Source organism: Microbacterium arborescens (assembly GCF_049707515.1).
In the GTDB taxonomy this organism is placed as follows: domain Bacteria; phylum Actinomycetota; class Actinomycetes; order Actinomycetales; family Microbacteriaceae; genus Microbacterium; species Microbacterium arborescens_B.
Genome location: NZ_JBNAFI010000009.1, coordinates 36,969 through 50,139, shown reverse-complemented (window position 1 = coordinate 50,139; position 13,171 = coordinate 36,969). Strand labels below are relative to the sequence as shown.

19 protein-coding genes and 1 pseudogene are annotated in these 13,171 nt (G+C 66.4%); 15 read left to right on the top strand and 5 right to left on the bottom strand.

Annotated features, from left to right (window positions below):
- Positions 1-11: 11 nt before the first annotated feature.
- The 4 genes from ACPYN5_RS15345 (at position 12) to ACPYN5_RS15330 (ending at position 1,938) form a co-directional block, all read left to right on the top strand.
- Positions 12-221, top strand: coding sequence for a type II toxin-antitoxin system HicA family toxin (locus ACPYN5_RS15345; RefSeq protein ID WP_424449818.1), 210 nt, complete (start codon positions 12-14; stop codon positions 219-221).
- Positions 222-232: 11 nt separating this feature from the next.
- Positions 233-667, top strand: a complete 435-nt coding sequence (locus ACPYN5_RS15340; RefSeq protein WP_424449817.1) for a hypothetical protein — start codon at positions 233-235, stop codon at positions 665-667.
- A 129-nt stretch (positions 668-796) separates the two neighbouring features.
- Positions 797-1,558, top strand: a complete 762-nt coding sequence (locus tag ACPYN5_RS15335) for a ParA family protein (RefSeq protein ID WP_282502687.1) — start codon at positions 797-799, stop codon at positions 1,556-1,558.
- Positions 1,555-1,938 carry a hypothetical protein gene (locus ACPYN5_RS15330; protein WP_424449816.1) on the top strand — a complete coding sequence of 128 codons (384 nt, stop codon included), beginning with the start codon at positions 1,555-1,557 and terminating at the stop codon, positions 1,936-1,938. The genes ACPYN5_RS15335 and ACPYN5_RS15330 overlap by 4 nt, the downstream gene beginning before the upstream one ends.
- A 130-nt stretch (positions 1,939-2,068) precedes the next feature.
- On the opposite strand, the gene ACPYN5_RS15325 is transcribed toward ACPYN5_RS15330, so the two are convergent.
- A complete protein-coding gene (locus tag ACPYN5_RS15325) occupies positions 2,069-2,386 on the bottom strand; it encodes a hypothetical protein (RefSeq protein ID WP_114587665.1) in 318 nt (105 codons plus the stop codon).
- 158 nt (positions 2,387-2,544) lie between these two features.
- Here ACPYN5_RS15325 and ACPYN5_RS15320 point away from each other — a divergent pair, with 158 nt between their 5' ends.
- Genes ACPYN5_RS15320 through ACPYN5_RS15275 form a run of 10 tightly spaced genes read left to right on the top strand, consistent with a single transcriptional unit; the run spans position 2,545 to position 11,324 of the window.
- On the top strand, positions 2,545-3,744 hold the full coding sequence (locus ACPYN5_RS15320; protein ID WP_424449815.1) for a nucleotide-binding protein: 1,200 nt from the start codon (positions 2,545-2,547) through the stop codon (positions 3,742-3,744).
- Between the two features lies 1 nt (position 3,745).
- On the top strand, positions 3,746-4,027 hold the full coding sequence (locus ACPYN5_RS15315; protein WP_114587663.1) for a hypothetical protein: 282 nt from the start codon (positions 3,746-3,748) through the stop codon (positions 4,025-4,027).
- 59 nt (positions 4,028-4,086) lie between these two features.
- The gene (locus ACPYN5_RS15310) at positions 4,087-4,704 is read left to right on the top strand and encodes a hypothetical protein (RefSeq protein ID WP_424449814.1); all 618 of its coding nucleotides are present in this window, start codon (positions 4,087-4,089) and stop codon (positions 4,702-4,704) included.
- The gene (locus ACPYN5_RS15305) at positions 4,704-5,975 is read left to right on the top strand and encodes a hypothetical protein (protein ID WP_424449813.1); all 1,272 of its coding nucleotides are present in this window, start codon (positions 4,704-4,706) and stop codon (positions 5,973-5,975) included. Before ACPYN5_RS15310 ends, ACPYN5_RS15305 begins: the two co-directional genes overlap by 1 nt.
- Positions 5,972-7,642: a hypothetical protein gene (locus ACPYN5_RS15300; RefSeq protein WP_424449812.1), complete on the top strand. Its 1,671-nt coding sequence runs from the start codon at positions 5,972-5,974 to the stop codon at positions 7,640-7,642. The genes ACPYN5_RS15305 and ACPYN5_RS15300 overlap by 4 nt, the downstream gene beginning before the upstream one ends.
- A complete protein-coding gene (locus tag ACPYN5_RS15295) occupies positions 7,639-9,084 on the top strand; it encodes an ATP/GTP-binding protein (protein ID WP_114587659.1) in 1,446 nt (481 codons plus the stop codon). Before ACPYN5_RS15300 ends, ACPYN5_RS15295 begins: the two co-directional genes overlap by 4 nt.
- Positions 9,081-10,064: a M23 family metallopeptidase gene (locus tag ACPYN5_RS15290; protein ID WP_424449811.1), complete on the top strand. Its 984-nt coding sequence runs from the start codon at positions 9,081-9,083 to the stop codon at positions 10,062-10,064. The genes ACPYN5_RS15295 and ACPYN5_RS15290 overlap by 4 nt, the downstream gene beginning before the upstream one ends.
- 22 nt (positions 10,065-10,086) lie before the next feature.
- The gene (locus ACPYN5_RS15285) at positions 10,087-10,473 is read left to right on the top strand and encodes a single-stranded DNA-binding protein (RefSeq protein ID WP_114587657.1); all 387 of its coding nucleotides are present in this window, start codon (positions 10,087-10,089) and stop codon (positions 10,471-10,473) included.
- Between the two features lie 24 nt (positions 10,474-10,497).
- Positions 10,498-10,797 (top strand): hypothetical protein, encoded by a 300-nt coding sequence (locus ACPYN5_RS15280; RefSeq protein WP_162815384.1) that lies wholly within the window; start codon positions 10,498-10,500, stop codon positions 10,795-10,797.
- Positions 10,798-10,802: 5 nt separating this feature from the next.
- Entirely contained in the window at positions 10,803-11,324 is a 522-nt protein-coding gene (locus ACPYN5_RS15275) for a thermonuclease family protein (protein ID WP_114587655.1), read from the top strand.
- Between the two features lie 12 nt (positions 11,325-11,336).
- Here the strand turns inward: ACPYN5_RS15275 and ACPYN5_RS15270 are convergent, their stop codons facing one another.
- Complete coding sequence (locus ACPYN5_RS15270; RefSeq protein WP_114587654.1) at positions 11,337-11,624, bottom strand: hypothetical protein; 288 nt, start codon at positions 11,622-11,624, stop codon at positions 11,337-11,339.
- Here ACPYN5_RS15270 and ACPYN5_RS15265 point away from each other — a divergent pair.
- Positions 11,619-11,957: pseudogene (locus ACPYN5_RS15265) on the top strand (arsenic resistance protein); the annotation flags it as partial. The gene ACPYN5_RS15270 and the pseudogene ACPYN5_RS15265 sit on opposite strands and share 6 nt — an antisense overlap.
- Before the next feature lie 24 nt (positions 11,958-11,981).
- Here the strand turns inward: ACPYN5_RS15265 and ACPYN5_RS15260 are convergent.
- Genes ACPYN5_RS15260 through ACPYN5_RS15250 form a run of 3 tightly spaced genes read right to left on the bottom strand, consistent with a single transcriptional unit; the run spans position 11,982 to position 13,107 of the window.
- Complete coding sequence (locus ACPYN5_RS15260; protein WP_404568994.1) at positions 11,982-12,182, bottom strand: hypothetical protein; 201 nt, start codon at positions 12,180-12,182, stop codon at positions 11,982-11,984.
- Entirely contained in the window at positions 12,179-12,784 is a 606-nt protein-coding gene (locus ACPYN5_RS15255; protein ID WP_114587653.1) for a cadmium resistance transporter, read from the bottom strand. Before ACPYN5_RS15255 ends, ACPYN5_RS15260 begins: the two co-directional genes overlap by 4 nt.
- A complete protein-coding gene (locus ACPYN5_RS15250; RefSeq protein ID WP_205289221.1) occupies positions 12,781-13,107 on the bottom strand; it encodes an ArsR/SmtB family transcription factor in 327 nt (108 codons plus the stop codon). Before ACPYN5_RS15250 ends, ACPYN5_RS15255 begins: the two co-directional genes overlap by 4 nt.
- Positions 13,108-13,171 lie beyond the last annotated feature (64 nt).

Here is a 13,171-nt window from a genome sequence, read left to right as displayed (position 1 = left end):
AGCATAGTCTTATGACCGAGCGACAGAAGCACCGGGACGTATCGAAGTTCCTGCGCTCGAAGGGCTGGGAGCACGTGCGCACCAAAGGCAGTCACGAGACGTGGAAATCGCCAGACGGTGCCATGACGCTAGTGGTTGCCGCCCACGGCGGCGAGGTATCTGCGGGCATCGTGCGACAGATCCAAAACGTCTTCGACGACACCCCAGGTACCGGGAACTGAGAGGAGCCCCTATGACGCGCCAGCTCGCCGCACGCGCCTACCGAGACGAAGACGGGTGGTGGACGATCGAGATCCCTGAACTCACAAGCCCCTCCCCCGCAGGCGGAACGATCATCGCGACCGGCGCGGCAACGACCTTCCGAGGCATTGAGAAGGCCGCTCACGAACTCGCAGCAGCCTGGCTCGATGACGACTCGGTAACCGTCGACGTCGACGTCGTTATCCCCGAAGACGTCGCCCAGCTTTGGAAAGACAGCACAGCCGCCCAGGAGGCCGCCCGCGAACAGCAGGCACGGGCCGCCACGCTCCGCCGCGACGCCGTTCGAGCGCTCCGCGCCCAGGGCTACCCCGCGGAGGCCGCGGCGGCAGCGCTCGGCATCAGCCGCCAACGCATCGACCAGCTCGGCAAGTCCGCGCCTGCGCGGACCAGCAAGCTCGCGTCGTAAGAGCCCCAGGCGAGGCGCCGGGAAGAGAGGTAGCTAGCTTTCTTTCTAGAAAGCTAGCTAGGCAGATAGCCAGAAAGAAAGCTAGCTGGAAGGCTAGCTAGAAGGTAGGATGGAAGCATGCAAACCGTGATGGTCTACAGCGAGGCGGGCGGAGTCAGCAAGACGACCGCGGCGGTATCGGTGGCGATGACCTCGGCCGAAGCCGGTCATCGCACGGTGCTTATCGACCTCGACCCCCGTGCGGCATCGACGAAGTGGACGCGCACTGAGCCGGTGGGGGAGGGGCTGCACGTCGGAGCGATCCTCGGCGCCAAGGAAGAGCCCACCGGGTGGGCGCAGGATCTCGCCGTGCCGAGCCGTTGGCATGAGCTGCTGCGCGTGATTCCCTCCGCTCGTGACCTCAGCAACCGCGAGAGCGAGCGCGACGACTACGCCGAGCTGCGGCTTAAGGCATCCCTGGTCGACCTGGACGCCGACGTCGTGGTGATCGACTGCGCGAACCGCCAAGGCGGCCCCCTCACCCTGTCCGCTCTGCACGCCTCGGACCGCGTGCTGTACGCCGCTACGGCGTCCGATTCGGGCATCGATGGGGTGACTGGTGCGAAGCGCACCGTGGAGGCGTTCAGGCGCAGCATGGCGCGACTGGGGGCGGCAACCGGGATCGAGGAAGCCGGCGTCACGATGACCCGTGACGGTACGGGCTTCTTGTCCTACGCCGAACAGGACGCGATCGACCAGGTGCGCGAGCTCGCGCCGATCATCGAGCCGATCGTCCCGCACCTGGCGATCGTCCCCGAAGTTCGCATGGCCGGGGAGTGGTACGGCGCGTACCGCAAGGGAACGCCGGTGCGAGAGGCATACAGCGAAGTGATGCGAAAGGTGATCCGATGACCGCGAACCAGCCCGACCGGCCCGCCCGTTCCCGCCCACGTCCCGCTCCCGACGCCGGGGTTGACCCGATCGATTACAAGCCCAGCCCTGCACCGACGCCGGCAACCGCGTCCAACAGCCCTGTCGAGGGCAAGGGCGCCGAGGCGCCCGCGGCAGCCCCGTCGCCTGCTCCGACGACAAACGCGCGGTTCGCTGCGTCGACCCCGCCGGCGCCCGTCGCGGGGGGTTCGGAAGTGACCGTGCAGCTCGCGACGCGCATCAGCCCCGACGTCGCGGCCGTGCTCGATGCCGCAGTCGCGCGAGAGAAGGCCAGGCGCGGAAGCAAGGCGTCAAAGCGCGTACTCATCGAAGAAGCGATCCTCGCGCTCTGGAGCAATTGACGGCACAGTTCCAGCCGACCATCATCCATATGGATGAAATCTTGGGCCTAACGTCCCGGCCGCGAGAGCTGCATGCTCCCCCCGGTTGACACGTACGTGTCAACCCCGAGTGCCATGTCGGCGTGCGTGACTACCTGAGAACCCAGCTCACGAACGCGAGAAGTTCGGTCGTGACTCGTTCCCGATTCGCCTTGTACTGCGGGCGCCTGCCGGCACGCGAATGAGCGGGCATGTTCGGGTCTGTCACGTAACCGCGCTCTTCAAGTTCTGCGAGGGCTTCGACAGTCGTCGTCACCGCAAGGCCGGTGGCTTGTGTGATCTCGGCGCGGGATGCGGACTCGACGCTGAGGAGGTACCGCAGGCAGATCAGGCGCGATTCGTTCTGAATGACCCGATGCGCGTTCAGCGGTTCCCCCGTCAGGTCGGGTATCGGGGTGCGAATCGGCATGCGTTCATTGTGCCAGCAGTGGTATGACCCAGATTGTTAAAGCACTCTCATCCAACATCTCGGATAACGCGTTAGCGTTAAGTCGAGGGCGAGGACACGCTCCCCGCGGGCAGCGTGTCCTCGCCCGTCGTTAGCATGGTGCATGCAGGGGGTGCGATATGACCGAGAACGTTGGAAATACAAGCTTTCGAGGCGCGTCACGCGCGGAGGGGTACATCGAAGAGCCGGAGACTGATCCGCTCGACGAGGCCACCCACGTTGTCCCCCAAAAGGGGGACAATACGCTTAATGCGGCTGGTAGCTCGTCGGAGGAGATGCTGGCTCGTTTCCGCAACGACACACCGCGGTTTGAGGAAGCGCCGGCAGTGACCGAGGCTCCCCTTCCGGATGAAGCGCACGGTTCGGAGGACGTACCCGGCGGAGTGCCGTCTGTCGATCTCCGAATCAACCGACGCGAGCGCGCCGCGGAGTCGCCGTCGTTCGGGTGGCGGGCGATCGCCCGCAATCTGGGCTTCACCGTGAAGCAGAGCCCCGCCGAAGCGCGGGCCGCCGAGCTGGGCAGCGCCCGCTCCCTGATCCGACTGTCGCGGTGGCAGCGCAGCGTCGGCATCCTCGTCGCAAACCCCAAGGGTGGCGTGGGCAAGACGCCGCTCTCGCTCGCAATCGGTGGCTGCTTCGCCACCATCCGCGGGGGAGGGGCGGTCGTTGTCGAGGTCGCAGACGACGCCGGCGCTCTGTCGGTGCGTTCCGAGGGGCGCGCGTCCGTGGGCGTTGCCGAGCTGCTGCGCGACCTCGACCAGATTCGTGGCGCCGGCCACCTTGCCGGCTATGTCTCCCAGCAGACCAGCTACGCCTCCGTTATCGGAACGGTGGGGGATCGTGACCCACTGAACGGTGATGACGTCAAGCGGATCACGAGCAAGGTCGACGAGTTCTTCCCGGTGCGCGTCATGGATACGGGCAACCAGCCCAGCTCAAGCGCCTTCCACGGCGCGCTCGAGGTGACTGACGTGCTCGTGATTCCCGTGCTCGACGCGCTCGACGCGTTGCAGGGCGCGATGCAGCTGCTCCGACACCTCCACCAGCTCGGTGGCCACGCGGCGCACCTGGCCCGAAACGCGATCGTGGTTCGCACTCACGACGGGCGCCCCGAGGACTCCGAAGTGAGCGCGTACGCGGACGAGCTGATCGAGAAGGCCGGCATTCGGGCCGTCTACCACGTGCCGATGGATCGCCACATTGCGGAGCGGACGACCCTCACATACGGACAGCTCGCACCGGCGACCACCGACGCGATCACCTTGCTCACCGCGGGCGTGGTCGATCACCTCAACACCGAACTCCGAAAGGCGCAGTGACATGCAGAACCCTCTTGACGGGATCATCCCCGACTTCACGATCTTTGGCGCCCAGTTCACCGAGCTCTGGCAGAAGATCCTCGCCGGCGTCTGGGGTATCGCGATCGTCTTCGTGATCGTCGCCCTCATCATCGGCATCGTCAAAGTTGCTCAGAACGGGGAGAGCAACCCGCAGGCCGTTGCCGAGGGCAAGAAGCAGGTCCTCTGGTCCTCTATCTCCCTCGGCGGCCTGGTTGCCCTGGCTGTGATCGTCGGCGCAATCATCGCGATCTTCCAGCCATGAGCACGCCGACGACTGCACCCCGCCGTCGCTGGGTCTGGGCCGCGATCATCGCGGCCGCCGTGCTCCTCGTCGCCGGTGGCATCGGGCTTGGCCTGGTCTACGGCGGACGAAGCGCCGAGCCGGCACCGCAGTCGCCGGCTGAGCCCACCAACCCCCAAACCCCGTCGACGCCCGCCAGCACCTCCCCCCCTGCGCTGGCGGGCGTCGACGGCTGCCTCGGAGGCGACTCCCGGGGCCCGGAGGCCGTACTCGAAGCTCAGGCCGCGGCACCGCGAACCCCGGAGGGCGCCGTATCGTTTGCGATCGCGTTTGCTCGATGGTTCGGACAGAAGCCTGTCGCTCCCGACGAGGAGATCGCGCAGCTCGACGGTGTGGCGGTTCGGGACGTCCCGAATCTCGCGCAAGCCGCTGCGTCTGCCGCTGACGTCGACGCGGCGCAGTTCCATGTCACGAGCTTGAACGGCTACTACCGGATCGACACCTTCGACGAGGGTCGGGTGGAGCTGTCGCTCATGCTGCCGCTGGTCGTCCAGGGGGCAATCGATCCCACCCTCAACCTCATGCCGGCATGGGTAATCGAGTGGAGCGATCGCGGTTGGGTGTTGACCGGCAGCTCCGACGTGGAGGACGTGAACACGCTTCGCACTACCGGAGTCGCGATTCCGGGAGGCTGCTGATGAAGCCACTTGGGTTGCTCGACGGCGTGGGAGACATCGTCGGCGGTGCAGTCGACGCCGTGGGCGGGGTCGTCAACTTCTGGTCCGACCCGTTCGGGAACATGTACAAGGCCGGCCGGGAAGCGACGATCGGCCTGAGCCGAGACGTCATCCCGGCGATCACCGAGTCGACGTTGCCGAATCTCTCCATGCCGTCGTTCCTCAACACTTACGCGGTGTCGTTCGCGTTGAGCATGATGCTCGCCGTGCTGCTGCTGATGTTCCAGTTCGTGCGCGTCGCGCGGGGCCGGATGAGCGGTCAAGACCTCTTCGAGTCGATCGGGATGTACTTCCCCGGCTTCATCCTCGGTGTGAGCTTTGGACCCGCGTTCGGCATCCTCCTCATCGAGCTGATGCGCTGGCTCACTCGCGGCATCATCGATTGGGCTTACGGCGGAACCGTCGAGGAAATGGTCGCGACGTTCTCGACCCTTGCCGCGGATGATCCGGCGCGGATCACCGGCGGCGCGGCGATCGGCTCGATGGTGATCTGGGCTATGGCGATCGGCATGCTCGTCATCCCGCTGATCTTCGTCTTCCAGCTCGTCGTGCAGTACTTCATGGGGGTTCTCATCCCTCTCGCCGTCGTCTGGATCGTCGACGCAGGTCGACGCGCGAGCGGCCTCGCAGCCGTTCAGCTCTGGGTAGGGATGCTGGTCATCCAGCCGCTCCTGTTCCTGCTGCTCGGATTCGCCTTCCGACTGAACATCGATGCGGTCGGCCAATGGGGCAACGACGGCTTCAAGAATCTCGCTGGCCTTCTTGTCGCGGTCATCGCGATCGGCCTCGCGGTTTTTGCTCCGTTCGTTCTCATCGGGTGGGCCAAGAAGCACCTTGCCGGCGCGCCGGCGTCCGACTCGACCCCGACTCGCCCACTCGGCCCGAGCGCCCCGGCGAACGTTCGACACACGCCCCCGCGATCCGTGCCACAGACGTCGACTCCGCAGGCCGTGCGCTCTGCTGCCAGGCCGGCTGATGCGCAGGGCGCCGTGGCGACAAAGATCGGCCCGCAGACAGCGGGAGCGGCAGGGCGCGGCCGTGCCGCGACCGCCACATCATCGAGGGCTGGCGCCTCGGCGGCGTCCGGTGCCGGCACCAAGGCTGTGGGAGCCACCGCCGCTGGGGCGGCCGTGGCCGTCAAGGGTGCCGAGACGGTAGCCCGCAAGTCCAGCGAGACGGCGCACACGACTGTGACGCCGCCGCCAGTTCATGGGAAGGAGCGTCCGGAATGAGCGATGCACACGAGCCTGAGCGCGGCGTTTACATTCTCGGCGGAGAGGGTGGTCACCGAGGCTTCTGGGGCGCTCAGAACAAGTCTCGTGGCTGGGGCACCGTGGCGATCATTGCTGTCGGCATGGTCTTCACTCCCGCTTTCGGGTGGGTGGCGATCATTTCCGCTTTCATGGGCGTTGCCGCGCTGGTCATCCTCACCAGCGGTACCCATAACGGCAGCATCATCGAGCGGCGGCGCCGATCCCGCCGGCACCGTCTCGCGCAGCGCACCCACGCGGACGAGTTCATCCCGTACGACGCCGACCGGGCAGCTCTGCTGACCACGGCGCTCGAACAGACCCGGAAGAGCAAAGAGAAGACCGACCAGACTGCTCGTGTTGCGTGGGCATGCGAGCTGGCCGCCATGCGGGCGAACCCGGACGGATGCGACGGTATGGGCTGGTTGCAGTCCGGTCGCGGTGTCCCCGGCATCGCCTGGCACGGCCCCGTCGGGGAGGAGCCTTATCTGAGTGTCGCTTTCTCCGTCAGCGGGCAGCTCCGCGGCATGGAGTCCACGGAGAACGTCGTGCGCGGCGCCGAGGCCTTCGGCGCGTTCCAGGCCGCGAAAGCAGTCCCCGGCTCGCTCATGCGAATCGTGCAGTCGGTAACCCGCGTGCTGCCGGCTGACACCGCTCTGCAGGAGTTCTGGGTGCTCAACAACATCGACCCGGCGGCACCGGATTGGGCGAAAGAGTCTTACAACGAAGTCCTGATCGAGACCTCACGAGGTGCGATGGTGCAGCGGCATTACGTCGTTGGTCGCTGGCCCGTGAACGCCCGGTTCGTGGAGCAGGCGAAGAAGTACGGCCGTGGCCGTGACGGTTGGCGCAAGCTCATGGCCGCAGAGATCGAATCGTTCCGCCGTGGCCTGCTCGACGCGCGCCACTCGTGGGCCGAACCGCTCACCGCACGCGGTACCGCGGCAGTGATCCGCCACATGCAGAACCCCTCACGCCCGCTCGACCTCGTGCGCGACATGCAGCCGACAAGCACGGGGGAGCGTGCCCGTGGCGGCGAGTACTCCGCGCACGTCGTTGAGGGCGTCGACCCTGAGACGGGGGAGCGCGTCGAGTGGTGGCACCGCACCGCGGCGATCCGGGCCGAGTCGCTCACCGTCGCGCAGCGCCGGCCCTTGTGGCTGCTCGAGCTGCTGGTCGGCCGCGAGCTAGACATGATTCGCACCGTCAGCTTCCACATCGAGCTGATCCCGGCTGCCGAGGCCCGCCACGCCGCGCGCCGCGACCTGGTGTCGGATATGGCCGCCGACATCTCCGAGAGCGCGAACGGAAAGATCCCGCTCGACGAGGGGAAGGTCAAAGTGCTGGCCGCGCAGCGGCGCCGCAACGACCTCGCAGAGGGGAGTGGACACCACGGCACCAACTGGGTCGGTTTCGTCACGATCACCGCCGCCAGCCGGGATCGACTCGCGGCGGCGAGCCGCGAGCTGGCGGAGGTATGCGCAAACGAGGTCGGTATCCAGCGCTTGGAGTGGCTGGACTCGTATCAGGCGGCCGCGAGCGGCACGACCTGGCCCATTGCTCGCGGGCTACGCCCGCACACGCCTTCCTTCGGTGCACGCGCAATGCGCGTCATCGCGGGCGGCGGAGACAAGGAGGCGATCGCGTGAGCGACACCACATCGCCCCGCCGGTTGCGGCGCGGCAAGAAGCAGCCCGACAGCACAGCCGCGGAGGTGCCCGAGCCGGTCGACGAGACGCACGGGGAGATCTCCCCATACGATCTGCCCGGTCCCAGCCGGCGCGCGAACGCGCGGAAGGCAGCGCGCGGCTACTACGCACCCACGTTCGAGGGCGCCCCGTCGACGACGCGACAGACGTCCGTGCTGAACACCGCACTCATCGGCCCGGTCACGGGAACTGCTGGTGTGGCCAACGGGCGTGACATGCTCTCGCACACGCTCATCGCGCACGATCCGGTAACGGCGTACAACTCCACCCCGCGCCTGATTTCCAGCCCCAACACGGTTGTCGCTGGTGGCGTCGGTGGCGGTAAGTCCTCCTTCGTGAAGACTGTCTACGTCATCCGGCCGCTGCTGATCCGTCGTCGACGCGCGGTGATCTTCGACAAGAAGAACCGCGGCGGCGAAGGCGAGTACGCCGAGCTGGTGCGGGAATGGGGCACTGGTGAACCCATCCGGTTCACCACGGACGGCACCGGCTCTCGACTCAACCTCCTCGACCCGCTGATCGTCTCCCAGATCGGTTCCGCCGGCACGTACCGGCTGCTGCACGCGATCCTCCGTATCGCGCGAGACGGTGAGCGCATCGACGAATGGGAAGAGAAGGCAGCTCGATCGGCCCTCACGCGGGCTCTCGTGCAGTTCGAGGGCGGTCGTGCTCCCACGATGAGCGACCTCCTGCCGCTGCTGGGCGACGTCGACGCGGAGGAGCTGAACGGCAGCGAGTCGGCCCGTGACCGGCTGCACCAGGCGGGCCTCGGCGTCCGATTCACCCTCGAAGGGCTTTTGGAGGAGTACGGCGGCCTGCTCGACGGCGACACCAGCAAAGAGGTGGCGCTGACGGGCAAGCTGACGAGCTTCGATATCTCTCAGCTCCCCGGGGAGGGCCCGTCCTCACACGTTGTCCGCGCGATCGGCAACCAGTGGATGCTGGGCCGGCTCCGTGCCGATCCGGGCTGGCAGACGACCTGCATCAACGAGGAAGGGTGGGACATGGTTCAAGGCCCCACCGCGCACCTGTTGAAGTCGAACCAGAAGCTCTCTCGTGGCCTCGGCCTAAGCAACGTCTTCGTGTTCCACAAGGGCGCCGATATCCCCGCTGATTCGCCCGGGCGAACCGTCATCAGCGAGGCGCAGAGCATCTACATCTTCCGGCAGGACCGCCAGGAGGATGCCGACTGGGCGGTTCAGACCTTCGGATTCGACCCGTCGACGGCCGAGACGTTGCAGAACCTCGCACCCGGTCACTTCGTGTTCAAGTACGGCAGCGTCCCCGAAACGCACGTGCAGCACGTGCGTTCATCTATCGAGGTCAGCCTGACTGACACCGACGAGGGGATGCGAGGCGACGGCGACCAGGACGCGGCATGAAAACCAAGCTGATCGCCGCCGTCGTGGCCGTCGCCGTGGCGCTCATGTTCGGGGCGACGTTCATCCTCTCCTCCGTGCAACGAGCCGACGCCGCCGGCATGTGCATGGCCGACAGCGGCGCGCTGCCGGCAGAGGTGAATGGGTACAAGCGCGACCAGCTCACCAACGCCGCGGCGATCATTCGAGCCGGCATGGATCTCGGTATCAACCAGCACGGCCAGCTCATCGCAGTCATGACCGCGATGGGCGAATCGTCACTGCGGAACATCACCTACGGCGATTGGGAGACCTCCGGTGTCACCAACCCCAACGGCACCCGTACGACTTCGATCGGACTGTTCCAGCAGCAGGACTCATGGGGGAGCGTCGAGGACCGGCTCAACCCCGCACGCTCCGCAGCGCTGTTCTACGACCGGTTGACCCAGGTCGACGGGTGGGAGGACATGCCTGCCACGCTCGCGATCCACAAGACCCAGGTCAACGACAACCCCGAGCATTACGCCCGATTCGAGACGGACGCGAAAGCGATCGTGACGGCGCTGACCACTGCGTGTAGCGCAGGAACGGGGGAGTGGGTCGTTCCCGCACGCGGGACGGTCACCGACACGTTCGGTACCTGCACCATCGACCGTCCCGGCGATGAATGCCACAAGGGCACCGACCTGGCCACCGGCTCATGCGGGAGCCCGATCTGGGCGGCCGGCAGCGGCACCGTGACCTTCGCCGGCGTGCAGCCCTACCGGGGAAACGTCGTGTGGATCGACCACGGGAACGGCATCGAGTCCGGCTACTTCCACATGGAAGACGGCAGCCTGCGAGTGGCCAAGGGCGACCAGATCGCCGCAGGAACGCAGATCGGCACGATGGGCGAGACAGGGTTCTCGTTCGGGTGCCACCTCCACTTTGAGATCCACAACAACGGCAAGCCGATCAATCCCGAGCCGTTCATGCAGAACGCCCGCGCGCCATTGCCGCGCTGACCACCAAGAGAGAGGAACCCCCATGTCCGCACGATTCGTCACCGGCCGGCTCTCCGCTGACCCCGAGGTGCAGCAGGCAGGCCGCATCCAGGTCACCAAGTTCACGGTGCTCGAGAACACCTACGAGTACCGCGGCGACGAGCGAATCGAGGGGCACCAGCCCCTCGCTCACTACGTCGAGGCGAAGTTCGAGCTTGGCGCGAACGCCGCGAGCTCGCTGCGCAAGGGGCACGCGGTGATTGTCGCCGGCGTCGAACGGGATGCATCGTTCGAGGGCCGTGAAGGCACCGTGTACCGGCGCATCATCGATGCCTCCGCGATCGGCCCCGACCTCGCCCACGCGACTGCCGCCGTCGAGCCCGTCCGTCGTGCCCCTGCTACAGAAGAGCCGACGCCGGCGGGGAGCTGACCGACGATGTTCTCGCAGTCCGGCATGCCCGATATCAAGCCGCGGATCCCACCCATACCCGGGCTCATCGAAGCTGTCACTGGCTTCGCGACCGTCACCGCATGCGTTGCGTCTGTCGCAATCATCCTGGCCGCGCTGTTCGGTGCTCTCGACTACACGACCTGGGCGATTCGAGCTGGCATCACGGGGTTCACTACCGCCCTAATCACGATCCTGGCCGGCGCGACCGTCGATGAGTGGAGGCCCGCGATCGCGGTCGTTGCCAGCCTCGTTCTCGCTGTCGTCGTTGCCGTAGCGGTGACATTAAAGCGCAGCCGGGTTTGAACACGATGAGCCCGCGACGCCTGATGCTCGCTCCGATCCTGCTCGGGGTGAGCATCAGCGTCAGCGCGTGCGTGCCGCCCAGCAGTCCTAACGCAGCAAGCTCGTCGACGAGCGGTGTCGTGGTCGCAGTCGTCGACGGCGACACGATCGACGTCGACACCGGCGCCGGCGCGCAGCGGGTGCGGATCATCGGAATAGATACCCCCGAGATCGGCCGAGGTGGGAAGGCAGACGAGTGTTACGCGCAGGAGGCGCGCGAGATCCTCGACGAGCTGATCTACCGCAGCGACGTCGAGCTGATCGCGGACCCCACCCAAGCCGACGTCGACCGGTACGGCCGGCTACTGCGACACGTGCAGCACGAGGGCCACAGCGTCGCCCTGACTCTCATCGAGGCCGGCGCCGGGTATGAATACACCTACGACGCCGCTTATGACGGCCAGGACGCCCACAGGGCCGCCCAGGACGCCGCCGAGCGCGACCGCCGCGGCCTGTGGGCCGCGTGCGCGACGGGCGGCGGCAGGTGATCGCGTTCGTGCTCACCCAGCCGGCGGCTTCGCGCTGAGGGGCGTCACCGCAGATGCCCATACCCACGCGCGATGCTCGACCCCGCCTACGGAGAACCGAATAGCTACGGCATCCGGTGTCCACCGGCACGCCTCGGCGTCAACCCACACAGGTGTTGAGCCGAACCGCACCCACGCGCGAACCGGCTTCGGCTGCGGGTCGATCGTGACGGCCACCTTGTCGAGTTCCAGTTCGGCCGCGGTGAGCGATTGCAGCGGGCCGCCCTCGCGAGCTGCGCGTTCGAGGATCTTCGCGTCCATCCGCAGATCGCCGCGGTCGGCTCCCAGGCGCTGACGCTGCTGCGAGTGGTGCCGCTCTACATAGCGTTCGTCGTAGTCGCTGTCGCGGCAGGCCTCCTCACTGCTCGATTCGCGCAGCTCGACGTTCCCCCCACTCGTGCCGTGATGTTCTCGGCGGCCACCCGGAACTCCCTTGTCGTGCTGCCACTCGCGCTAGCCCTGCCTGCCTCGTTGAGCATCGCGCCGCTTGCCGTCGTCACTCAGACGTTGGTGGAACTCGTCGCGATGGTCGTGCTCGTACGCTTGGTGCCCCGCATTGCTCGGCAGAGCGCTCCTACAGTGACGACCGACTGACCAGTACCGGCCCGGACGGCTCGATCAGTCTTGGAGAGCGGCCTCGAATCGCACGCGCTCCTCAGTTGTCGGGTCGGCGGCGAAGTCGCGGAACAGTGCCGCGTGTGACTCTTGTGCCTCGCCCCACTGTTCCTGTGTCTCGAACAGCCGGTGGTACATGTCTTCGAACTGGCCCTGCTGCGCGGCCGCTTCGGCGGCGACGGCCAGTCTGGCGACCTTGGTCATGACAGAACGTCGATGAGACGGAGGACTACGCCCGACTCGATCAGGATGTACAGGCCGAGCCCGATGAAAACGGCGGGCACGAGCCAATGCTCGATCTTCTCCAATGCCTCTGTGACGGTCTTGTTGGTGCCGACGAAGCGCGCGACGAGGCACCACACGGCGACGAGCACCAAGAAGACGATGATGGTGACGATGGTGTCCGGAACGGGGTTGGTGCGGAAGACCGGCGTGTAGAGGGAGATGTTGTCGGCGCCGTTGGCGATCGTGATGCCGGCGACTCCGAACAGTCCTCCTGCGCTGATCGCGCTGTCGTCGTCATCGTCGCCCCGGCGCCGGAGGGTTCGGATCAGGCCATAGACACCAATTGCGAGTGGGATCAGGCCCAAGAACCCGACCCATTCGTCCGGGACGATGGTGAGGCCGGCGGCGGCGATGACGCTGATCGCTACGAGAGCGATGAAGCCGAGGTATTGCCCTGCAACGACTTTCCATCCTGGAAGGGAGCCGCGCGTCGACGCGAGAAACAGCACCGTGAGGACAACGATGTCGTCGATGTTCGTGGCCGCGAACAGTCCGATGGCGGCCGCGATGGTTCCGATCATCGGGGATCACGCCCGTAGGTCTGGCACAGATCGACCTTGTAGCCGGTCGTGGCGAGGAGTCGCTCGGCGGCTTCCAGGATGTCGATGACTTCCGGAGTGGAAACGGAGTAAAAGTTCTGTCGACCTTCACTGCGGGCGACGACAAGTCCGCATTCGCGGAGGCATCCCACGTGCTCCGACACGGTTGACTGCGCCAACCCGAGCTCGTCGGTGAGGTCCCTCACCCGAGCCTCGCCCATCGACAGTCGCCGCAGTATCGACAAGCGACTGCGATCGGCAAGCGAGTGGAACAGCGATACAGCGGCGGTCATCTCAGTGGTCATCGTCACTCACCGATCATATCGGAGTTCGTCGATGAGATCTGAGCGTCCGGAAACGATCGTTCTT